Raw genomic sequence first — 23518 nt, forward strand, 5'->3', positions numbered from 1 at the left:
CTTCACTTATATTAAGACTTTCAATATTATTGATCAGACTATTAATGCTGATATACATACTTCCATCTGTTCGACTTCTGATTCTTAGCTCCTTCAGCAACCTTTCAGTTGAATTTAACGTACGTTTCAGTGGGATAGGGTATAGTGAAGCTAAGTAAAGAGGGGGGGAATCATAATGAATATATCTTCTACAGCCAGCTCCACTACATCTTACATATCGACATCTTCGAGTTCGGACAATTCAAGTAGCTTGGAGAAACAAAAGACGAAGCTAGAGGTTCAACTGGAGAAAGTGCAATCCAGCAAGGACGATGAACAGACTAAGGAGACAAAGACCAAACAGCTTCAACAGCAGATCAAACAGATTGAGACACAGATTGCACAGCAAAGCTCTCAAGGAGCCGGTACAACTGCTACGAAGGAGGCTCCACCTGCCCAACCACCATCCAATGGAATGGGCGTAGCTACCCCTAAGGAGATTGCAAACGCAACGACAGACAGCAATGGTCGATTGGATATACGCATCTAATGACATCTAATTTAGGATAAAACAAAAGCCCTGACCGATCTATATTGATCGTGCGGGGCTTTGTTTATTTGTTTGTTAGATTATTTATGAAGTCTACCTACATTCCATCTACGTCCATTTATTTGCTATCTGTTGCTGTTATTATCTGTTAACGTTATTCAGGGCGCAACGCGTTTATTCGATCCGTGAGGGATCGTTTTCTATAGTATACGGCTATGGTTGCGAGAACCAGCATTTCGGACAGCGGTACGGCAAGCCACACACCCGTGACACCAAAGAATGAAGGGAGAATCGCAATCAACGCAATCATGATGATCATTTCACGCGCAGCTGTGATCCAGATGGCCATTTTGGCATTACCTACAGATTGGAAATAGGTGCTCATGACAAAGTTAACACCCATAAACACATAGGCAAATGTAAATATACGTGATCCGTAAACGGCATTATCCGTTACGCCACTACTGAAGTTTCCAAAGATTTGCACGAAATAAGGTGCACCGATCTGAACAACAACCAGTAACAATAAACCGCTTGCGAGAGCCGTTTTGGTGGCTAACCGTATCGTTTGTTGTACCCGTTTAATCTGATTGGCACCGTGATAATAGCTGATCAGAGGTTGGGCAGCGGATGCCAGACCCAGGAAAGCCAACAATACAACACCATGAATATAGTTCAACACGGTAAAGGATGCTACACCATCCGTGCCCGCAATACGGTCCATAGAGATGTTGTGAGAGACAGAGAAGACCGACATGCCAAGTTCAGCCAGAAAGCTGGGGAACCCAATGAGCAGCAGGGAAGCCAGCAGTTTGTTGTTCCATTTGAACCGGGTGAACGTGAGATTATTTGTTTTTTTGAAAAAATGAGTAAACAGGACAAGTAGCGCAAGAGACGCCGATACAATTGTACCGAGGGCCACACCGCGTACACCCCATTCGAGTACATATAATGTTATATAATTGATGATAATATTGGCTATAGCAAACGTAATCTGAGCGTACATGGACGTGTTGGGGTTCCCATCGTTTCGTACAAAGATAGAGAGTGCATTCTCAATGGTGAAAACGAACCCGAACAATAACATGATATTCATATAGTCCGAAGCAAACGGGAAGGTCTCGGCGTTAGCACCGAGGGAGTATACCAGCTTGTCTTTGAACGTAAATGCAACATATCCAATGGCTATCGTAACTAACATAATCAGCATAATGGATTTGGTGAAAATTTGTTTGGCTGATGTGATATCTTTTCTACCCATAGCGTTGGAGTACAAGGTTGCCCCGCCCATACCAATCCACAGTGACATGGCAACAAAAAGCGTGTAGACAGGTGAGGCAATGCCGATCCCGGCCATCGCGGTAGAACCCAGTTTGTGTCCAACCATAATGCCGTCGATAATAAAATTAAAAGCAACTACCAGCATCCCCAATACTGAAGGCACGAGGTAACTTATAAAAGCTTTACCTACAGATTGCCCTTCCAAGGGATGCGTCCAATTCGTATTCATAATGACCTCCGTTAGTAAACTGAATGTTCATTCTGTATTTAATAATACTGAACGTTCGTTCTGTATGATAACACGCCATGAATTCTCTTGGCAACTTTTGCGTTTAAATATCGTTTATGTGATAGAGTAGGTGGATATTTATAAGGCGGGAGGAATCTCTTGATGAAACAAAATAAATACGATGAATCTGAATTTTTCAATAACTATAGTAAGATGGCACGTTCCGTTCAAGGTCTGGATGCAGCGGGGGAGTGGCATGAACTGCAGACTCTATTGCCTGATTTGAAGGACAAACGTGTGCTGGATTTGGGATGTGGTTTTGGGTGGCACTGCCGGTATGCGCGAGAGCAACAAGCGAGTTCAGTGATCGGTGTAGATCTGTCCGAAAATATGCTTCAGCGTGCTCGTGAAATGACGGACGATCCACAGATCCAGTATAAGCAGCTGGCAATTGAAGATATTGATTTTGCACCTGGACAATTCGACGTTGTGATCAGTTCACTTGCCTTGCATTATATTGAACGGTTAGACACGGTGTATGCTAAGATCAATGATTGTCTCGCAGAAGGGGGCACATTTGTACTATCTTCCGAACATCCGATCTTCACCGCTCGAGCTGCGCAGGATTGGCATTATGGACCCGAAGGTGAGATCCTACACTGGCCCGTGGATGATTACCACGATGAAGGCAAGCGTGTGGCGAACTTTTTGAATCAGGATGTGGTCAAATATCATCGCACACTGGCAACACATCTCAATGAACTGATTAAGGCGGGGTTTGCTATTCAAAAGGTGGCTGAATCCAAACCATTACCGGAGATGATTGAACAGGTCCCAGGCATGCGAGACGAGAATCGGAGACCGATGTTTCTGATGATTGCTGCGGTTAAAGTATAACGAAGAAAATGATACGTTAGACCAGAGGGCAGAATTAACTGATGAAGTGGTGCGTTCGCTTATAAGCTTCCTGATAGAGATTTCTAACAAGCAAACTTGAAGGAATCAGCGTGTTCAGCGATGTTGAACATGCTGTTTTTTATTTTGCTACAATAATAAGAAATAATGTCCAAAACAGGGAACCAAATCACATTAGACTCAGTCATATTAAGTGAGGTGAACAACAGTTGGATGATCAATTACTGGCACAAGCTCAGACCATAGACAATTACACACTTAGCAGCATAATGGATGACTACGGAAATGACGTGTGGAATTACGCTTATTTTCTGACCAAAAGTGCCGAACAGGCAGATGAATTGTCACAGGAGGTATTTATTCGGGCGTACTCGGGGATCGCTCTTTATCGTGGGGATTGCTCACTGAAAACATGGCTGTTGACGATTACTAGGAACACGACTTTTACATATCGAAAATCCAGATTTTTTCGTAGTAGCCTGTGGGGAGAGACGTTACCCATTGAGACAGAGCGTGGGGATTCAAGCCAAAGAGTCATGATTGCAGAGCAGCCTGCACATCCTTCGGCCGAGATGGAAGTGATGCGTAAGGAGCATATCCATGAAATCTGGGATATTGTTCTGGCGTTGCCGAAGAAGTTCCGGGAGATCCTTTTGCTGAATCTGAAATATGAGCTTACGACGAGTGAGATTGCTGAGATATTGAAAATCAGCTCAGGCACAGTAAAATCAAGACTATCCCGAGGTAAGGACAAGGTACGGAAACAATGGGAGGAGCGAAGCAAATGAGACACAAGGATGAGCAATGGGAGAAGGAAATCCGGAAGGGACCGTTTGCTTCGTCTCCTTTTACGGAGGATCACAAGCGAAAGGTGCTTCAACAGGTGGAGTGGATGAAGAAGTCGGAAGAGGGGAGCAAGGGAGATAGGTCAGAGGACAGTTCCAGGCCATCCAGGCCGTTTAGACTGAAAGTGAACAACGTGTCCCACAAGCGTCGCCCTAGAAAAGGACCTCTTGTTGCCGGCACAGGTGTGTTGGTTATTGCGGCTGGATTGTTCCTATGGATCTGGAATGATGGACAGCTGGTGAAACCCGTGATCGAGCAGGTCTATCCGACAGCAGCGTTACAGTTATCCGATGGTTTGAACACGAATCTGCTAACCGACAAAATGAAAAGAAATGTTGCGACTACCATGCGAGATGATCTGGGTAAACAGCTGAAGATTATGAAAGTGGAAGACCTGCCTGTGTCCGGCAGAATATATGTAGAGGCTGGAAATGAAAGCGAGAAGGAGTATGCGCAGATATGGCTCGATGCGACAACAGGAAATCTGCGTGAAGTACAGATGAGACGTGAGATGCAGCCAAGCGAGTTGGAGCACCGTTATCTGCGTCAAGTTCCAACGCTTTTGCAAAGTATAGGCAGCACTCCAACGCTTAAACCTGCATCAGTCAAACGTTTTGTGAGTATGAAGCAAGGGGAATTGGAGCCGATATCACATACGACATTAGCGTTAGAGAATGAGACTGGCCATGGTTATGGGGAGATTGTATGGCAGCAGGACAAGGCTGTATCGATCACAGGCGACCTTAGACCTGATCAAATATCACAGGCAGCGCTGGCGGATGCCAGAAACGCGATTGAGGCTCTGTCTGGTAAAGCCAATCTTGATCTGGTAAGAGCAAGCCGAAGCAAAGATGATGAACTCGGCAAGGATACAGTCTCCTTTTCCTTTAAAGATAACTACTTTGTCCAGATGACCGAAGGAAAAGAGGGCTTGGGTTATACGGTTGGGGATGCTAATCATTATGAGCAAGACTTTGCAGACTGGGAAGAAATAGAGGCTTATTATCAGGAACTATATAACATACAGGAGTCTCTTCTTAGAGAAGGAGTAGAACCTATAATTAAAAAAATATTTAAAATGGATCTTCAAGCGTATAAACTTCACCGTAATCCTGACCATCCAGGCATGGTCACATTTGAACTGGAGTCGAGCACGGATGTTTTTCAGGTTGAATACAGGGAAGATGGACGGATCAAGATGATTACCAGAGGTGAGTTATAGGGCTTGATCTTATATGTTACAATTTACTTCATAGATGGAATGAGTATAAGGAGATAACGATGAAATATTTGGTGAGTTCATGTCTGGCGGGGGTAGCTTGCCGTTACAATGGAACAGCGAGCCTGGATGAGAAGATTCAGGAGCTTGTGAAGCAGGACCAGGCTAAGATGGTATGCCCGGAGCTGCTTGGTGGATTCTCCACTCCGCGAGAACCGGCTGAAATTATCGGTGGCACAGGCAAGGACGTGCTGGCAGGCACTGCAAAAGTGATCGAGAAAAGTGGCAAGGACGTCACAGAGCGGGAGCCTATCAGACGCTCGAATGGGCGCGAGAATTGAATGTATCGTGTGTGGTACTGAAGGAGTTTAGTCCGTCCTGTGGTACACAGAAGATCTATGATGGGAATTTTGCCAATCAAAAGGTAACTGGAGAAGGTGTCACCTCAGCATTGCTGCGACAAGAAGGATATACCGTCATTTCTGAAAATGAGTGGATGGAGCAACTATAGGTCGCATAGATATCGTTTCATATTCACAGAAAAGCCGCTGGATTATATTCTGGCGGCTTTTCTGTTGTCTCCCATTACTTTTCTCATTAAAAGAATAAAGTCAATTTTCCTGAAATGATAACAAACAATATGGATACATACGATATAGATATAAGATATATAAGGCTATCTACTATTTAAAGTGGGGGAATAATCATGTCAATTCAGTCTAAGCCAAAAAATAAGAAAGGAAATAAACTCAAAAATATAAAATTAACAACAACGATGGTCATCATGACTGTGATTAGTCTAATCGGCTTGTTTACTGTCTTTCTGATTGGGATTTTCGGAATGAACGAAGCAAAAACGGGACAAGGTATCCTCTACAATGACCGCTTCCAGCATCAAACCAATGTTCTTGAATTGAAAAGTAATTTCTATAATATGCGCGCCAATTATACAAAGGTTCTTGATAATGCAGAGTATACCGACAAACAGTACGATCAGGTTCAGAAAGGTAAGAAGAGTATTACCGATGGTTTGAATGAATTTTCAGCAAGAACATTGGATACCAAAGAAAAAGAGATATTTGCAGATTTGGTAGCAAAGATGGATACATATTATCAGGATATTGAGCAAATCATGGATACCAAAAAGATGTCGGGCACCTACGATAGTGAAGAGAGAGGAAGAATTAACAAAAGCAGTACAGCGATTGTGGAGACAATCACCCTTTTGAGTGCGTATAACGAAGAGGAGTCGGCCAAGCTCTATGCGGATACACAGGAAGTAATTCAGCAGCGAGCATTGGTGCTCGGTTCGGTACTTTTGCTTTCACTTGCGGCGCTCATTCTGATTTCATTTGTAATGATTCGCAGTATACGTCAACGAATGAAAGCAATTACCCGTTATTGTGAAGAAATAACAAAAGGCAACTTAACGGCATCCTTGGATCCGCACCTAACACAGGGAAATAATGAGATAAGTGTCATCGCACGAGCTATTCGTACAATGACCGATTCCACAACAAATGTCATTCGTGGTGTAGTTCAGGAATCTCATCATATCAACCAGGTTAGCGATCTTACCAACCAGAATATGGCTGGTCTGAATGAACGAATTCGTGAAGTATCAGCTACAGTTGAAGAGCTCTCTGCTGCAATGGAAGAGGCTTCAGCCCATACGGAAAATATGAATCATTCGGCTGCTGAGATGCAACAGGGAGCTGAATATATATCGGAACGGACATCTAAACAAGCAGAGTCCGCGTATGTGACCAGCACGAAGGCTGAAAAGTTGAAGCAGGAAACCCGCGAATCGAGCCGAGCAGCCATAGACATGTATGATCATACGAGTAAGAAGATGACAGAAGCGCTGGAGCGTGCAACAGCTGTAGATCAGATTGGTATATTATCTCAGTCTATTTTGGATGTTACAGCGCAGACTAATCTGCTGGCACTCAATGCATCCATTGAAGCTGCAAGGGCTGGAGAAGCAGGCAGGGGTTTTGCGGTTGTAGCAAGCGAGATTCGAAAGTTGGCTGATGATTCCAGACAGGCTGCCGATCAAATTCAGCAGGTCACGGAAGAAGTTATGCAGTCTGTAACCAATCTGTCCTCGAATGCTAAAGAATTGCTATCCTTTATGTTCAATCAGGTTGGCAAAGATTATAAATTATTGGAGGATACAGCTGAACAGTATTATGTCGATTCCCTTGATCATGCCAATGCAGTTAAAGATCTCAATGCAACCTCACAACAAGTGACTGCAAATATCAAAATACTAGTGGGCTCCATTCACGAGATTGCATCAGCCAGTGAACAATCCGCTGCATCCAGTCAGGAAATCGCAGGACATATGGTCGCCTCTGCTGCGCAATCTGTGGAAGTAGTTAAACAATCTGATCAAGTCAAGGATAGTGCATTAAATCTGAATAAGCTGGTTCAAGATTTCAAGATTTAAAAGGAGAGAGTCGCAGATGATCCACTAGGGCCATGTAAGTGCCTAGTGGATTATTGCTGTCTTCATCCAATACTTACTTTTATAAACCAAGAAACAATAATGTGCGTACTTTTAATTTATACGCATAGGTCCTAAACTAATACTTGAGATGAAATCACTTTAACATTATTGTTCAACATAAAAAAATATATAAAAGGACGTGGAGCTGCATGGAAGTTACAACAAAGTCAAAGACAAAGGAAGACATCTTAAAGGCGTATCATTTCCGGCATGCAACAAAGATATTTGATGCTACCCGCAAAATCTCGGATGAGGATTTCCAATTTATATTGGAAACAGGCAGATTATCTCCAAGTTCCATTGGCCTTGAACCGTGGAAGTTTCTGATTGTACAAAATCCGAACCTGCGTAAGCGTCTGTCCGAAGTCTCTTCCGGCGCTCAAAAGCAATTGGCTACAGCAAGCCATTTTGTTGTTATTTTGGCCCGATCAGATGCCAGTTATAATTCTCCTTATGCGGAGTACATGTTGAAGGAAACAAAGGGAATGCCAAATAACGTATTTGAGCTAACAAGTGAGGCTTATGGAAAGTTCCAAAGTAATCAGAAAATTCTGGATAATCCAAGATCATTATTTGACTGGGCATCTAAACAAACTTATATTGCACTTGGCAACATGATGACGGCGGCAGCTCAGATCGAGATTGATTCTTGTCCAATCGAAGGTTTCAGCCGTGAGGACGTCCACCGTATTATGGAAGAAGAGGGCTTGCTGGAAAATGGCGCATGGGGCGTCTCTATGATGGCAGCCTTCGGTTATCGGGTAGAGGAGCCCCAACGTGAGAAGTCCCGACAATCCGTTGAGAAAATCACGCAATGGATTAACTGAATTCAGCGTGAATCCAGCATGAATTCAAAAATGATTATCTAAGATCTTACATTACAGATCAGGATCAGAGCAGAATCGAAACAGCCCGATATTTTCCACCTGTTAGAAGCATGGAAAGGGCTGTTTTTCTTTTTATAAAAAAGAACTTGAAAATACATAGATGTCTATGTATAATGAGGTCATGCCTAAATACAACGCAATTGCACTGATTGCAAGAATCAGGGACCATGTCAACAAACGGATTGTACACGAATTGGAACAGCATGAGGTAACAGGGATTGTTCCTTCTCATGGGGATGTATTAATGTTCTTGTACCGGGAAGAGACGCTGTCGATCAAGATGTTGGCTGAACGTGTCCAACGCACGCAACCAACGGTAACAGTACTGGTCAACAAGCTGGAGAAGCTTGGCTATGTTGAACGCAGCAAGAGTGCCGAAGATAGCCGGGTGACGATGATTCGCCTTACTGATCAGGGGAAGCGTCTTGAACCGATCTTCCATCAGGTATCAGAGCAGATTAATGACATCATCTATAGTGGCTTGTCCGATGAACAGTCGGAGCAATTGGAGAGCTTGCTGTCCATGATTGTCCGAAAGTTATAATGAATGAACTCTTCTGTCTGCAACCCTTCCAGATTTGGATGGGGTGGAGGCAGAGGAACCCAAATATTTTTTTAACCAAATGCATAGATGTCTATGTATGTGGAACGTATCAATGTAACCCCATTTTCGCAACCTAACTCAAACCAAACCTGGAGGGATTCACACTATGAAACATCTTATCGTATATGCTCACCCGCACACAGACAGCTTGAATAACGCAATCCTCAATACTGCTGTAGAAGCTCTCGAAGCTCAAGGCCATGAAGTAGTCGTTCGTGACTTATATAAGCTTGGATTCCAACCCGTACTGACTGAAGCAGATACAGCTTCCATGCGCGCAGGACAGACACCGCAGGATATCGCTACAGAGCAACAGTTTGTTACAGATGCAGAAGCCATTACATTCATCTATCCGATCTGGTGGACAGGTCTTCCTGCCATTCTGAAAGGGTACGTTGACCGTGTATTCGCCTATGGTTTTGCGTATGCAGCAGGTGAAGCAGGAATCGAGAAATTGCTGACAGGCAAAAAAGGCCTCATTATCAACACCCATGGTACACCAAGTGAAATTTATGATCAGATCGGCATGACTGCTGGACTGAAAATAACTTCAGATGTAGGTATCTTCGATTTTGTAGGTATTGAAGCCGTAGATCATCTGCTCTTTGGTAGTATTGGATATCTGGATGCACCAGCATATCAAGCGATGTTGGATCAGGTTAAACAGACGGTAACGACCAAATTCTAATATAGATGTTGGTTCCCTATAAGGATTCCATATGATACCAGACCGACTCGATCAAGAGTCGGTTTGTTTGTTCATGTGTTTGCAAAATGGATGAAAGGGGGTATAATCGTACCCATGGAACCTATACTTATATTCAAAGCATTATCGAACGAGACACGTAGACAAATCTTGTTGTGGCTCAAAAACCCGGAGCAACACTTTCCACCGCTGGAACTATCACAGCATCCGGATGGTGGCAAGAACGGAATCTGTGTTGGCACGATTCAAGTGAAGGCTGGACTGGCTCAGTCGGTTATATCCAGTTATCTGCTGACTATGCTCAAGGCAGGATTGCTGCTCTCCGAGCGAAGAGGACAATGGACGTATTATCGGCGCAACGAGGAGACAATCCGTCAGTTTGCCGAGTACGTGCAGAACGAGTTATAAGCCGGATGCCGGAACGGAAGCTAGGATGCACATGCACGCAGGGATTCCGTCCGGATGTAAACGGCTAGTTTATCATCACATCACCATATCCAGTTGCGATTTAATTAATCTATATATCTGGATATACAAAAATATAATCATCGAGGAGATTAAACGATAATGACTACAGAAAATACAGCTACATCCCATAAAGAACATATTCATGACGTTAAGCTTTCCATCCTGGATCTGGCTCCTGTTGTAGTGGGTGCAACACCTGCTGATGCACTGCGCAACAGCCTGGATCTGGCACAGCATGCAGAGAAGTGGGGATATCACCGTTACTGGGTAGCTGAACATCACAACATGCCGGGTATTGCTTCATCCGCAACTTCGGTTGTTATTGGATATCTGGCTGGTGGAACTAAAACGATTCGTCTGGGTTCAGGAGGCATCATGTTGCCCAACCATGCACCGCTTGTCATCGCTGAGCAGTTCGGCACACTGGAATCCTTGTATCCTGGCAGAATTGACCTGGGACTGGGTCGCGCACCAGGTAGTGACCGCCGTACATCGCTTGCACTACGCAAAGATCTGAACAGTGGGGAAGATTTCCCTGAGTTGTTGGCAGAACTTAGAGCATACTTTGATGCTTCGGCGACATCTTATCATGCGCCTGTTCGCGCAGTTCCTGGAGAAGGATTGAATATTCCGATTTACCTCTTGGGGTCCAGTGATTTCAGTGCACGTCTGGCAGGTCAGCTAGGATTGCCGTTTGCTTTTGCCAGCCACTTCTCGCCCGATTACACCCGGATTGCATTAGAGACGTATCGAAACAACTTCCAACCATCTGAAAGCTTGAAGGAGCCGCATGTGATTGTTGGTGTTAACGCTGTTGTTGCAGATACAGACGAGGAAGCAGCATGGCTGGGTACAACGATGCAGCAGCAATTCCTGAACATTATTCGCGGCACAACGGGATTGGTACAGCCCCCGGCAGAGATGGAAGGCAAATGGACAGATCGTGAGAAGGCTGGTGTTGAGCAGACGCTGAAGGCAGCTGTTAACGGTTCGCCAGAAACGGTACGTGGACAGCTGGAATCCTTCATTCGGCAGACGCAGGCAGATGAGCTGATTATTACGTCGATGATCTATGATCATAAGGCACGTCTGCATTCCTATGAGTTAATTGCACAATTGGCGGGAAAAGCTTAATCTTTATTTTTTAGCGTAAAAGCTGGCTTAATGGTAGGGTATAGCTACAAATTTACGGTTCGTCTCCCAGTGAGGCGAGCCGTTTTTGGATAGGGAGAATTTGCAAATGATTCGTGTGGGGCAGAAGACTCATTTTGGGGTAAAATGACTTTACCGGTTTAATTTGAAACGGTTAATCAGCACCATACGTATAAATCCAGAGTGTTATACATATGTTGGCTTGTACAAGGTATTTTTTTATTCGTGTGTATGGGCATTTATCTAGCTTTATAGTTAAGTTTTGATTAAGGGTCATAAGAGAGGACGACACGCCTATGGAGCAACCTGAGCAACCCCGCGTTTGGCCGGAGCGGTTCAAGCGATTTTTTCTTAACAACAAGTTTGTCCTATTTCTGCTGATTCTGCTGTTGGTGGGACTGAACGTGATGGTTCTGACCAAAGTATCCTTTGTTCTTCATCCGCTCGCAGTACTCATCAAAACCATTGTGCTACCTATTATCCTGTCAGGCATACTCTATTATCTGCTGAATCCGATTGTGGATGTGATGGAAAGATGGAAAATCAAGCGTGGCTGGTCCATTCTGATCCTGTATCTTGCGATTGGAGGCATTCTGACCGTTGTAGTGCTGGCAGTCATTCCGGTTGTACGGAACCAGATTATGGGGCTGATCGAAAATTTCCCAACATACAGCGAGACGGTAAAACAGCAGTTTGAGGAACTCACGGGCAGCCAACTGTTCGGTCAGTTCCAGGAGACGGTGAATCTGAATTCGCAGGACTGGTGGGGAACAATCTCCCAAAAGGCTACTGAAATTCTGAACTCGACCTGGACCAAATTGGGCGGATTCCTCGGAGCTTTCACGGAGACCGTGCTGTCTATCGTAACGGTTCCGTTCATTCTGTTCTATCTGCTGAAAGACGGCAAGAAGCTGCCAGCGAAAATTCTGTCTTTCCTGCCGATCAAGAGCCGTACGGGCGCAATGCATGTGCTGGAAGACATCAATCACCAGATCAGTTCATTCATTCGTGGACAGATTATCGTCAGCTTCTGCATCGGTATTCTGCTCTATATCGGTTATATGGTCATTGGGCTGGATTATGCACTGATTCTTGCGATTATCGCATCGTTCACGAGTGTTGTTCCTTATCTGGGACCAGCAATTGCAATTACCCCTGCGTTGATCGTGGCCCTGGTTACTTCGCCGGTGATGCTGCTGAAGATGGTTGCCGTATGGACAATCGTGCAGTTAATCGAGGGTAAATTCATCTCACCACAGATCATGGGCAAAACGCTGAAGATTCATCCCATCACGATTATCTTTGTCATTCTGACTTCGGGTAATCTGTTTGGAGTCGTGGGTATTCTGCTCGCTGTTCCAGGATACGCGGTGCTGAAAGTATGTGTATCGCATATCTTCAACTGGTTCAAGGACAGATCCGGCCTGTATGATCCGAACAAAAACAATCTTTTATGACTAAAGTGGCAAGCTCCAATGGATAGTTAATCAGAAGATCTAGTCACTCTGTATCCTGTATAAAACGGTACCCTTACCAAGAAGAACCCCCGTCCATCGGCATACAGCCGAGAGGCGGGGGTTCTTCTGCATGAACAAGCTTGGCTGCTGCCTAGCTGTGTTTAATATGTTGGAGCGTTTGCAGGAAAATCTGCTCAATATGAGCATCATCCAGAGAGTAGTACACGGTCTTGCCTTCCTTGCGTCGCTTGACGATCCGCATGTTGCGGAGTGAACGCAGCTGGTGTGAAATGGCCGACTGTCCCATGTCGAGCAGAACCGTCAGGTCATGAACACATAATTCCTTCTGTAACAGCGCATCAATAATACGTAGACGTGTGGGGTCGCTGAATGCCTTGAACCAATCTGCCATCTCGGAAGACGTCTCCCGATCTATGAGTGAAGTGCGAATCGTCTGCACGTCGGCTTCAGTGCCTGAGCAGGCTGCATCACATTCGCTTGGTGCTTTAACCGGTTGTTCCATTTCCTATCACCGCCTATGTTAACAACTATAGCTCTATTATATCCAAAACCCGCCTAAAGCGAAATGATTACTATTAGCATAATCTGTATGAAAAATCAACAACGATTGTTGACACTCATGTTTAGGCGTGCATATAATAGGGTTAACCAAACATATGAATGAGTGCTCATATATTGAATGTAATTGAAATATAACATCGTTTTTGTACTGCAAAGGGGAGAATTCACATGGGAACCGGACAGGAACAGGTGAAAAGGGAACTGCTGCTTGAGGGACTGGATTGTGCGAACTGCGCTTTGAAGATTGAGAATGGCGTTAAAAAAATTAAAGGCATTAGCGAATGCTCTGTCAATTTTGTTGCCAAAACATTATCGCTACACACCACTTCCGATATGGATGAACAGGTAGTGGAAGAAGCAAAGCGCAAAGTGCTTCGGCTGGAGCCGCATATTCGCATTTCGGAAAAAGGAAAACACGTGAACGGACATGTGCACACCCATACAGGGAGTGCAGCTGGTGCGCATAATCACAGTCATGACCATACCGGACATGATCATGGACATTCACATTCATATGGCAAACACTCGCATACTCATGATCACTCAGATTCAGAGGAACACACACATGGTCATGTGCATGAGCATGGAAGTCATGCTGGACATGATCACAGCCATACACATGATGATGCCCATGCAGGCCATTCGCATGAACATGGTGCAGGACAGACAAAAGTATTACTTGCTCGTCTTGCTGCAGGTTCTGTGCTGCTCGCAGCCGCAATCTGGTCGCCGCTGGAGGGCTGGGCGCAATTTGCTCTCTATGCACTCGCTTATCTGATTGCCGGGGGAGATATTGTGCTCCAGGCGTCCAAAAACATCATCCGCGGCCAGGTGTTCGATGAATACTTCCTGATGTCCGTCGCTACCTTGGGTGCCTTTGCGATTGGAGAGTATCCGGAAGGGGTAGCGGTTATGCTCTTTTATCAGCTCGGGGAGCTGTTTCAGGGTATGGCTGTTAATCGGTCACGCAAGTCGATTCAGTCACTGATGGACATTCGCCCGGATTACGCCAATATCCTGACGGGTTCGGGTGACGAAACCCAACGTGTATCTCCGGAAGACGTACGGATTGGTGATCGTATTGTCGTGAAAGCAGGAGAGCGAGTACCGCTGGATGGTATCGTTAGAGCTGGCCGCTCCATGGTGGACACTTCTGCTCTGACAGGTGAATCGGTACCTCGTGAGCTGGAGCCCGGAAATGATGTACTGAGTGGATTTGTGAACAAGAATGGTATGTTGACGATTGAAGTGACCAAAACGTTTGGTGAATCAACGGTATCCAAAATTTTGGACCTGGTGCAGAACGCAAGCAGCCGAAAAGCGAAAACAGAACATTTTATTAGTAAATTCGCCCGTTATTACACACCGGTTGTTGTTATCCTTGCAGCCGTGATTGCATTTGTTCCGCCGTTGATACTTAGTGGTGCAACATTTGCTGACTGGATCTATCGCGCATTGGTCTTCCTGGTTATCTCATGTCCTTGTGCGCTGGTCGTCTCGATTCCACTTGGGTTCTTCGGTGGCATCGGAGCGGCTTCCCGTAACGGTATTCTCATCAAAGGCAGTAACTACCTTGAAGCGTTGAACGATGTGAAAGTCGTTGTTTTTGATAAAACGGGTACACTAACCAAAGGTGTATTTAAAGTAACAGCCATTCGTCCCGAAGGTGGACGTACGGAAGAAGAACTGATGGAGCTTGCAGCCATTGCCGAAGCAAATTCCAATCATCCGATTGCCGAATCCATTCGCGCAGCTTGGGCCAAGGCCATTCCCACGCAAGGTGTGGAAGGTTATGACGAAGTTGCCGGACACGGGATCAAGGTGAGTGTGGATGGTCGGGAAGTGCTGGCAGGCAACGCCAAATTAATGAAGCAGGCGGGTATATCCTATACCACACCAGATACGGCTGGAACGATTGTCCACGTGGCTGAAGCTGGCACGTATGTTGGTCATCTGATCATTGCCGATGAAGTGAAGGATGATGCAGCCGCTGCTATTCAGGCACTGAAGAAACTCGGCATCCGCAAAACGGTCATGCTGACAGGTGATGCCAAAGCCGTAGGTGAAGCGGTTGGCCGCGAGCTGGGTGTGGATGAGGTCTACGCTGAATTGTTGCCACAGGATAAAGTCGAGCGATTGGAACAACTAGAAGCTGCCAAATCTCCGAAGGAGAAAATGGTGTTTGTCGGTGACGGCATCAACGATACACCTGTACTGGCGCGCGCCGATGTGGGCGTGGCCATGGGTGGACTTGGTTCAGATGCTGCGATTGAAGCGGCAGATGTGGTCATCATGACCGATGAACCGTCGAAACTAGCGAGTGCAATCCGCATTGCTAAGCGTACACGAAGGATTGTATGGCAAAATATCGCGTTTGCTTTGGGGGTTAAAGCGATTTTCCTGCTACTCGGTGTGTTCGGCATAGCTACCATGTGGGAAGCGGTATTCTCCGATGTGGGTGTCACAGTGCTGGCTGTACTGAACGCCATGCGTGTACTTCGAGTGAAGAATATCTAAGTTTACGAAACGATCCAGGCGGCTCTTCGTATATACGTAGAGCCGTTTTTATATTTTTATGTAGATAAGTCTAACCAGACATGTACACGAGAACGGAGAGGACAGAAATAACCTGAAGAAGCGAAGCTGGTTATTCTGTCATCGGAGTGTCAGTGTAAGCAGGTCTATGGAAGACAACAGTGAAGGGGAGAACGTTTTGACAGGAGCAATAGTTGGGATCATCATTGGAGTGTGTTATTTCATTCTGGGGTTCATGGTGTTCAAAAAACCACCGAAAATGATTAACGGGATATATGGGTATCGGACTCCGCGTGCAATGAGTAATCCCGAGTTGTGGGACGAAGCGCAAAGTTATAGCGCCAATCTGATGATGCAATTTGGTGTGATTATTACGATATTCGGCATTATCGGTTTCTGGCTTACAGATGTGCGAGCGTTGGTGCTGAGTCTGGTGGCTACAGGGTTCTATACGTTCAGACTGTTTACCAGAGTTGAAGGCCGGTTGAAGCAAATGCAGCGTGCTCAACAGCAACAGAATGAGCAGAACGTTTAAGATAATTTGAATGAATAGTGTACAGAGGAAGACCTGCGTGTGAAGCGGGTCTTTTTTTGTTGAGATAGAAAATTGTAAGAGGATGTTAACTTGCTAAGGCTTCATACCTGAAATCTAACGTTGACGTTAACGTTAATATTATATATAATTATGTACATAACATTATAGACATATGGAAGAGGTGAGGGAAATGAGTTTATATAAAATCGACGACGTAGCCAAGGAATGCGGTTTGACCAAGCGAACCATTCGGTATTATGAAGAGATTGGTGTCATGCCTTCACCTCAGCGGACAGATGGCGGTACACGGTTGTACACTCGGGAGGATATCGATTATCTGAAGAAGGTGGTTCGCGCCAAAGAGGTACTTGGATTCTCCCTTCAGGAGTTACATACCTATGTGGCAACGGCAGATGCCTTGAACGAACAACGTTTTGACTACCAGCAGACGACCGAAGTAAGAGAACGGATCGAGAAACTCACCGCGATGGAAACAACGCTGGATGGTCAGTTGCAACTGATTAAGCAGAAACTTCAGAGCATACATGCCGTACAGACTGAACTGGAAGAGCTGCGTGAACGCGTTCGGAGCGGTATTCAGAGGTTACAGGCTCATGATCCGCAGGGTGATGAAGACGGCTAACCGAATTAACATCTAATGTTTAATAACAAAACTGTATACACATAATCGCTACATGGAGTGAGCACCATAGTACCTGTGGCGATCCTGTACAAACACCGGATGTTTCGGTGTCATTTGTGCCGTTTTGTTACCTCTATTCATGAAAATGAACGCGATATTTTCATCGTTTTCACTGCTATTTTCAAATAAAAAGTTTCACCACATAAATTATTCACAGGAGGAATTACGTATGAAAAGAGAGCCATCATTACCGGACGAATTGCCGTCATCACGTGGGGGCTTACTGTCTCAACCGCGAGCGGTATGGGCGGTTGCCTTTGCATGTATCATATCCTTTATGGGTCTGGGTCTGGTTGACCCGATTCTGCCCGCAATTGCAGATCAGCTGCATGCATCGAAAAGCCAGGTGTCACTGCTATTTACCAGTTATAACGCTGTAACCGGGGTAGCGATGTTGATTACAGGGGTCGTATCCAGCCGGATTGGTGTGAAGTGGACGCTGCTTAGCGGTATATTGCTGATTATTATCTTCTCGTTCCTTGGCGGTACCTCAGACACGGTAGGTGCACTGGTTGGTTACCGTGGCGGTTGGGGACTTGGTAATGCCTTGTTCATCGCAACGGCATTATCTGCAATCGTTGGACTGTCCACATCGGGGACAGCCAAAGCGATTATTTTGTACGAAGCAGCACTTGGTCTCGGGATTGCGGTTGGTCCGCTGCTTGGTGGTGAGCTGGGTTCCATCTCTTGGCGTGGCCCGTTCTATGGGGTGGCTGTCCTGATGGCGATTGCCTTTCTAAGCGTTACATTTATGCTGCCCAAAATGGCTAAACCGAAAACACGCAGCTCTTTGTCCGATCCGTTCAAAGCATTAAGTTATCCTTCATTGAAAACATTGGCGATTACCGCCTTCCTGTATAACTTTGGTTTCTTTACCTTGATGGCTTATTCGCCATATGTCATGAATCTGGATGAGCACGGCTTGGGTTATGTATTCTTTGGCTGGGGACTGATGCTGGCAATTACGTCGGTATTCGTCGCACCAAGACTGCAACGCCGATTCGGTTCGGTGCCGTCCATGAGTGTCATGCTTACATTGTTCGCGATTGATCTGGTTGTTATGGCAGTCGGTACTGTGATGGGTTCACCAACTACGGTTATTGTGGCCGTCATTGTAGCAGGGATCTTCCTTGGGATTAACAATACGTTGATTACAACGGCTGTTATGGAAGCTGCACCTGTGGAGCGTTCTGTTGCTTCTGCTGCATACAGCTTTGTTCGTTTCCTGGGTGGTGCACTTGCTCCATGGCTTGCAGGTAAATTGTCCGAGTGGTTCCTGCCGGAAACGCCGTTTTATTTTGGCGCATTAATGGTTCTGATTGGTGTCGTGGTACTGCTGGTACGCCGTCATCATCTGCGGGATATCGATTCCGCCATTACATCTCATTAATTCACAGGAGGAATTGCAATGCTGAAACATATATTGGTTGCTGTTGATGGTTCGGATCATGCGCAGGTGATCCCGTTAATGAGATCTGCCGTGTGGCGCGTGAACGAGATTGTGGAATGATTGTGATGGGTACAGGTGGGAAAGGCATGCTCGCAGAGATGATCGTGGGCAGTGTCAGCCATGGCGTGTTAAAACATGCAGAGTGCCCCGTCCTGACGGTTAAATAGGTTGTGAAATCCTTTATAATGCAATAGCTCAAGATCGCGACAATGGCTCATCAGGTACGTTACAAGCTATGATTGCCGAATATCGTAGTGGGTTGATGGCACGGAAATAGTGTATAAATAGATTAAGTTCAATAGGCTCGAAAAGGATGGAGGATGCAGCATATGAAAAAACAACATCTGTTTATCGGGGGCAAACCGACCGAATCCGTAGATTATAAAATGCTTCAAGCACCATACTCCGGGGAAACGCTGGCAGAAGTCTCTTCGGCTTCAGCCGAGGAAGCGGAGGCTGCCGTTGCAGCTGCGGTTCAAGCTGGGAAGGCAATGCGCCAGATGCCTGCACATCAGCGTGCAGATATTCTGTACAAGTTGTCCTCCATGCTTGAAGAACGCAAGGAAGAAGCAGCGCGAATTATTGCGCTTGAAGCGGCAAAGCCAATTACGGCAGCACTGGCCGAGGTTGACCGGACGGTGGAAACGTATCGTTTTGCCGCCGAAGAAGCCAAGCGGCTGACCGGAGAGACGGTTCCGATGGATGCAGCCAAAGGTGGAGAAGGGCGCATCGGATATACGATGCGGCAACCTCTAGGTGTCATCGGTGCGATTACACCGTTTAATTTTCCAATGAACCTGGTAGCCCACAAGGTAGGTCCAGCGCTGGCAGCAGGCAATACGATTGTTCTCAAACCTGCGGAGCAGACGCCTCTGTCTTCCTATTACATCGCTAATCTGCTTCAGGAAGCCGGGTTGCCGGATGGTGTACTGAACGTGGTGAGCGGTGATGGCAAAACGATTGGTGATGTTCTTGTTGAGCACCCCCGTGTTGCTCATATTACGTTTACAGGCAGTCCAGCGGTAGGGACGAGCATTCGTAGCAAAGCAGGACTCAAACGCGTGACATTGGAGCTAGGGTCGAATGCAGCGGTGATCGTGGATAAGGACGCAGATCTGGACAAAGTGCTTCCTCGATGTGTGACCGGAGCTTTCACCTATCAGGGACAGGTATGTATCTCGCTACAGCGAATCTACGTACATCGTGATATCACGGAAGAATTCATCCGGCGTTTCGCTGAAGCGGCTAAACAAGTGGTGGTCGGAGACCCGCTGAGCCCGGATACGGTGGTCTCTGCGCTGATTACTTCCAAGGATGTACAGCGTACACTCGATTGGATTGAAGAAGCCAAACAGGCAGGAGCTGAGGTGGTAGCAGGCGGTCAAGCTGAAGGAGGCATTCTGCGTCCAACGGTACTGATTAACGTTCCGCGTGATGCCAAGGTATCCTGTCAGGAAGTGTTTGCACCCATCGTTGTGATCAATACGGTAGATTCCGTTGAAGAGGGTATTGAACATGTTAACGATTCGATATACGGGCTTCAGGCAGGCGTATTTACAAACGATATTCATACCGCCCTCCATGCTGTCGATCAGATCGAAGCAGGCGGAGTTATGATTAACGATATTCCGACGTTCCGAGTGGATCACATGCCCTATGGCGGGGTGAAACAAAGTGGGATTGGGCGTGAAGGTGTAAAATATGCTGTAGAGGAAATGACGGAATTGAAGTTTGTTATGTTTAACAAAGGGTGATTTTCTTCCATTCTTTTACTCAATATACCGTATGCCAATGAAAACATAACCACACACCTCCTGTGCCAGAATAATGGCACAGGTTTTTTTATATGAAGATCATGGAAAAAGTTTCAAAAATACATGCGGATTCTTCACTGACTGCGGGTTCACATCTGATGAGACGGGTATAACATAGTTAACATACCGCAACATAACTGACTAAACGCCGTTCATATCACCGAAGCATGATGTACCCATCCAGAGCACGAGCGGAATGAAGCGGTACAGCATTGCCGAAAGTCTTATATTCTCTCACTATTCAAATAAAATGCAGTATGAATTAAGCCTGAACTCTGGAGTTGCAGGACAGGCAGGAGGTGTATTCAAATGGCGTATTCCATGGTGGACGTATCGGGAATGTCAGGCGTAAGTCTGAACGAACTGAGCCAGTATGCAGAGACAGGTCTTCTGAATCCGGCCTTTGGGGATGTAGATGAGGACATCTATTATGAAAAGCAGGAATTGCTAAGACTCCAGCAAATCCTTTTCTGTAAGGAAGTGGGTATGAAGGAGAATGAGATTGCCCCGATGCTCCGGGATAATCCCCAGGATGTCATACGCATCATGAAGCAGCATCGGATTGACATGCTGGAGAAGGCACTCCGTCTGCATGGATTGATTCAGACACTGGACAAAACGATCTCTCATTTGCAAGGTGAACAGGAACTTGATGAACATGAGCTGTATATCGGTTTTGTAAATAAGGGACGTCACCAGTTGCTGAATGAATCGGGTTCTGACCCTGTAGTCACTAATGATATGAACCATGTGCAGACAGACGGTACTCAGAGGTCTGACATCCAATCTTCCAATACATCCACATTGCCTGAAAATCAGGAGTTGAAGTCAAAAGAAGATTATCTGGATTCCCAGGCGAGAATTGACCAGGTTCATCTGGACTTGCAACAGGCCATTGAGGATGGATTGGAACCCGGTAGTGCAAAAGTACAAGGGATTATTGGCAGGCATCTTGAATGGATTAAAGGTTATTATACACCCACCGCTGAGATCTATCGGGATTTAGCCAATCTGTATGTAGAGCATAAAAATTTCCGTCAGATGTATGATGGTTACCACCCGAGGCTGGCTGAATTCCTGCGGGATGGGATGATGATTAAAGCGGAACATGATTTATCCTAGATGCATAAAGTAACATGGGCGAGCAAGAACATGGGTGTGAATCATAATGGATAACAAAGAGCGCAGACCTCTGAGAGGACTGCGCTCTTTGTTATTACGGGTTCTTCATCATTGTGTATGATGAGACTCCGATCACCTTATTCATCATTTCCTAAAGGGGTATGGTTGCCTCCAACTGCTCTGTGAGCAGGCTTACGGCTTTCTCCAGGAAGACGCGGTCTTCGTCGTCAAAACGATTTTTGATCGGGCTGTCGATATCCAGCACCCCGTACAGTTCGCCGTTTTTGATAATCGGTACGACAATCTCACTGTTCGATGCTGCATCACAGGCAATGTGGCCTGGGAAGGCATGAACATCATCAACGACCAGGGTACGTTTTTCCGCAGCAGATGTGCCGCATACACCACGTCCCAATGGAATTCGGATACAGGCAGGCAGTCCTTGGAATGGCCCGAGGACCAGTTCTTTTCCATCATACAGATAGAAGCCGACCCAATTGGTGTCGGTCATAAATACATTGAGCAGCGCAGCAGCGTTCGCCAGATTGGCAATCGCACTAGGTTCATCGCGGATCAGAGCACTTAACTGTCCCAGGACGGCGGTGTGCTGCTCACTTCGTGTTCCTTCATAGGAAACAGCTTGAAACATGGTAAATCACCCTCCCGAGCAAAATGGTACTTATTTTCAAGATAGTGCAGAGGATGCGGTTAGTCAAGCGGAGGATTTCGGAAAGGGAAGGGAATACCTGAAGAATCCTCCTGTTTCTCAGCTTCTTGCGCGGGGTAATTACTTAGCAACCACGGAGGGCTATAACCCGGGAAGGAGCTTGGCTTATGCATGCAGAGGTACAGAATCTTTTTGTACGGATTCATCTACTATATTTCGCGCAAAATCAGGATTTGAACGTTAGCGAGGCACTGCCCCTATTGGAAGAACGGGGATATCGCGTTGGAGAGCGGGAGATCAAGCAGGAGCTTGAACACCTGACACAGGAGAATTTCCTGACCGCCCACGGGGACCAATGGAGCCTAACCGGGACTGGCATCGAAGAATTCAAGGAAATCACGGCTGTGTTTGGCCGGGTTAGCGATGAATTACTGGGGAAGGGCAAGAAAACGTCCAAAGCTTAAAATTCATTTGGACAAGCCATGATTCCATAATTCACTCAAACTTGAATGGATCCATACGTACAACAAGACCGGGAGCGACATTGGCCCGGTTTTTTGACGTGTGTCCATGACTGAACAGTTGCCATTCAGCGCAGGTTATGATTAGATGACTAGTGAATATTATGGTCTGCGGAGATAGATCGGATCGGAGTGTCTTTATATGTATAAATGCAAAGGAAGAATTCCCGAAATGGAGACTGCGCGGCTTCGTCTGCGTAAAATGCGTCGCCGGGATGCGGCCCAGATGTTCGCATGCTGGTCAGATCGCGAGGTGACCCGTTACATGAATCTTGCACCCATGATTGGGACAAGCGAAGCGGCAGACATGATTGGACTGCTCAACCAAATGGCAGGGGAAGAGGATGCGATCCGATGGGGGATCGAACTCAAAGAAACAGGCAAGCTCATCGGCAGCTGTGGCTTCAATACATGGCAGCTTGAAGGCGCATTCCGGGGTGAGATCGGTTATGAGCTGGGACGTGATTATTGGCGCCACGGTTATATGACGGAGGCTTTCTCGGCATTGCTGCCTTTTGGATATGAGACCATGGGACTTAATCGGATTGAAGCGCTGGTTGATCCGCGTAATCTGGCTTCCGGCGAGTTCCTGACAAACCGCGGCTTCACACGAGAAGGGCTGCTGCGACAGGTGCAACATACGTCGACCGGATATAAGGATATGGTGATGTATTCCATGTTGTATGATGAGTTCCTTCGCAAGAAAGGTAAATAAAAGAGACAATATATAATTGCTTTTGAATTTACACGTAAACGAAGAAACAGAACAAAGCTGGAGAAGCGA

At 46.1% G+C, this 23518-nt stretch carries 23 protein-coding genes and 1 pseudogene; 21 read left to right on the forward strand and 3 right to left on the reverse strand.

Annotation, left to right across the window (positions count from 1 at the left end):
* The first annotated feature begins 175 nt into the window (after positions 1-175).
* Positions 176-529, forward strand: coding sequence for a FlxA-like family protein (locus MHB43_RS03425; RefSeq protein WP_405131334.1), 354 nt, complete (start codon positions 176-178; stop codon positions 527-529).
* Between the two features lie 154 nt (positions 530-683).
* Here MHB43_RS03425 and MHB43_RS03430 read toward each other — a convergent pair whose 3' ends face one another.
* Positions 684-2039, reverse strand: a complete 1356-nt coding sequence (locus MHB43_RS03430) for an MATE family efflux transporter (RefSeq protein WP_405131335.1) — start codon at positions 2037-2039, stop codon at positions 684-686.
* 162 nt (positions 2040-2201) lie between these two features.
* Here MHB43_RS03430 and MHB43_RS03435 point away from each other — a divergent pair, with 162 nt between their 5' ends.
* The 11 genes and pseudogenes from MHB43_RS03435 to MHB43_RS03485 all read left to right on the forward strand — a co-directional run bounded on the left by MHB43_RS03435 (position 2202) and on the right by MHB43_RS03485 (position 12805).
* Complete coding sequence (locus MHB43_RS03435) at positions 2202-2936, forward strand: class I SAM-dependent methyltransferase (protein ID WP_405131336.1); 735 nt, start codon at positions 2202-2204, stop codon at positions 2934-2936.
* A 227-nt stretch (positions 2937-3163) separates the two neighbouring features.
* Positions 3164-3742: a sigma-70 family RNA polymerase sigma factor gene (locus MHB43_RS03440; protein ID WP_339181664.1), complete on the forward strand. Its 579-nt coding sequence runs from the start codon at positions 3164-3166 to the stop codon at positions 3740-3742.
* Complete coding sequence (locus tag MHB43_RS03445; RefSeq protein ID WP_339181666.1) at positions 3739-5022, forward strand: hypothetical protein; 1284 nt, start codon at positions 3739-3741, stop codon at positions 5020-5022. The genes MHB43_RS03440 and MHB43_RS03445 overlap by 4 nt, the downstream gene beginning before the upstream one ends.
* Positions 5023-5081: 59 nt before the next feature.
* Positions 5082-5530, forward strand: a pseudogene (locus MHB43_RS03450) (DUF523 domain-containing protein).
* A 195-nt stretch (positions 5531-5725) separates the two neighbouring features.
* Positions 5726-7471, forward strand: coding sequence for a methyl-accepting chemotaxis protein (locus MHB43_RS03455; RefSeq protein ID WP_405131337.1), 1746 nt, complete (start codon positions 5726-5728; stop codon positions 7469-7471).
* Positions 7472-7680: 209 nt separating this feature from the next.
* Complete coding sequence (locus tag MHB43_RS03460; protein WP_339181672.1) at positions 7681-8358, forward strand: NAD(P)H-dependent oxidoreductase; 678 nt, start codon at positions 7681-7683, stop codon at positions 8356-8358.
* Between the two features lie 160 nt (positions 8359-8518).
* Entirely contained in the window at positions 8519-8962 is a 444-nt protein-coding gene (locus MHB43_RS03465) for a MarR family transcriptional regulator (protein WP_313771532.1), read from the forward strand.
* Positions 8963-9128: 166 nt separating this feature from the next.
* The gene (locus MHB43_RS03470; RefSeq protein ID WP_339181676.1) at positions 9129-9710 is read left to right on the forward strand and encodes an NAD(P)H-dependent oxidoreductase; all 582 of its coding nucleotides are present in this window, start codon (positions 9129-9131) and stop codon (positions 9708-9710) included.
* Between the two features lie 114 nt (positions 9711-9824).
* On the forward strand, positions 9825-10136 hold the full coding sequence (locus tag MHB43_RS03475; RefSeq protein WP_036668255.1) for a helix-turn-helix transcriptional regulator: 312 nt from the start codon (positions 9825-9827) through the stop codon (positions 10134-10136).
* Positions 10137-10295: 159 nt separating this feature from the next.
* Positions 10296-11330, forward strand: coding sequence for an LLM class flavin-dependent oxidoreductase (locus MHB43_RS03480; RefSeq protein WP_339181677.1), 1035 nt, complete (start codon positions 10296-10298; stop codon positions 11328-11330).
* A 314-nt stretch (positions 11331-11644) separates the two neighbouring features.
* On the forward strand, positions 11645-12805 hold the full coding sequence (locus tag MHB43_RS03485; RefSeq protein WP_047841385.1) for an AI-2E family transporter: 1161 nt from the start codon (positions 11645-11647) through the stop codon (positions 12803-12805).
* Positions 12806-12956: 151 nt separating this feature from the next.
* Here MHB43_RS03485 and MHB43_RS03490 read toward each other — a convergent pair whose 3' ends face one another.
* A complete protein-coding gene (locus tag MHB43_RS03490; protein ID WP_036614212.1) occupies positions 12957-13328 on the reverse strand; it encodes a metalloregulator ArsR/SmtB family transcription factor in 372 nt (123 codons plus the stop codon).
* Between the two features lie 227 nt (positions 13329-13555).
* Here MHB43_RS03490 and MHB43_RS03495 point away from each other — a divergent pair, with 227 nt between their 5' ends.
* The 7 genes from MHB43_RS03495 (at position 13556) to MHB43_RS03525 (ending at position 21546) form a co-directional block, all read left to right on the forward strand.
* Entirely contained in the window at positions 13556-15904 is a 2349-nt protein-coding gene (locus tag MHB43_RS03495; RefSeq protein WP_405131338.1) for a heavy metal translocating P-type ATPase, read from the forward strand.
* A gap of 196 nt (positions 15905-16100) precedes the next feature.
* Positions 16101-16457, forward strand: coding sequence for an SdpI family protein (locus MHB43_RS03500; RefSeq protein ID WP_339181680.1), 357 nt, complete (start codon positions 16101-16103; stop codon positions 16455-16457).
* Between the two features lie 190 nt (positions 16458-16647).
* The gene (locus MHB43_RS03505; protein WP_405131339.1) at positions 16648-17100 is read left to right on the forward strand and encodes a MerR family transcriptional regulator; all 453 of its coding nucleotides are present in this window, start codon (positions 16648-16650) and stop codon (positions 17098-17100) included.
* Between the two features lie 229 nt (positions 17101-17329).
* Positions 17330-18550 (forward strand): MFS transporter, encoded by a 1221-nt coding sequence (locus MHB43_RS03510; protein WP_405131340.1) that lies wholly within the window; start codon positions 17330-17332, stop codon positions 18548-18550.
* A gap of 116 nt (positions 18551-18666) precedes the next feature.
* Positions 18667-18777, forward strand: coding sequence for a universal stress protein (locus tag MHB43_RS03515; RefSeq protein ID WP_405131341.1), 111 nt, complete (start codon positions 18667-18669; stop codon positions 18775-18777).
* Positions 18778-18939: 162 nt separating this feature from the next.
* The gene (locus MHB43_RS03520) at positions 18940-20364 is read left to right on the forward strand and encodes an aldehyde dehydrogenase family protein (protein ID WP_405131342.1); all 1425 of its coding nucleotides are present in this window, start codon (positions 18940-18942) and stop codon (positions 20362-20364) included.
* 369 nt (positions 20365-20733) lie between these two features.
* Entirely contained in the window at positions 20734-21546 is an 813-nt protein-coding gene (locus MHB43_RS03525; RefSeq protein WP_339181691.1) for a TipAS antibiotic-recognition domain-containing protein, read from the forward strand.
* 151 nt (positions 21547-21697) lie between these two features.
* Here MHB43_RS03525 and MHB43_RS03530 read toward each other — a convergent pair whose 3' ends face one another.
* Complete coding sequence (locus tag MHB43_RS03530) at positions 21698-22195, reverse strand: GAF domain-containing protein (RefSeq protein ID WP_036614172.1); 498 nt, start codon at positions 22193-22195, stop codon at positions 21698-21700.
* Positions 22196-22380: 185 nt separating this feature from the next.
* Here MHB43_RS03530 and MHB43_RS03535 point away from each other — a divergent pair, with 185 nt between their 5' ends.
* Both MHB43_RS03535 and MHB43_RS03540 read left to right on the forward strand, forming a co-directional pair.
* Complete coding sequence (locus MHB43_RS03535) at positions 22381-22677, forward strand: hypothetical protein (protein WP_036614170.1); 297 nt, start codon at positions 22381-22383, stop codon at positions 22675-22677.
* Between the two features lie 199 nt (positions 22678-22876).
* Positions 22877-23449 carry a GNAT family N-acetyltransferase gene (locus tag MHB43_RS03540; protein WP_076254763.1) on the forward strand — a complete coding sequence of 191 codons (573 nt, stop codon included), beginning with the start codon at positions 22877-22879 and terminating at the stop codon, positions 23447-23449.
* Positions 23450-23518: the final 69 nt, after the last annotated feature.

Source organism: Paenibacillus sp. FSL H8-0317 (assembly GCF_045040685.1).
Classification (GTDB): Bacteria; Bacillota; Bacilli; order Paenibacillales; family Paenibacillaceae; genus Paenibacillus.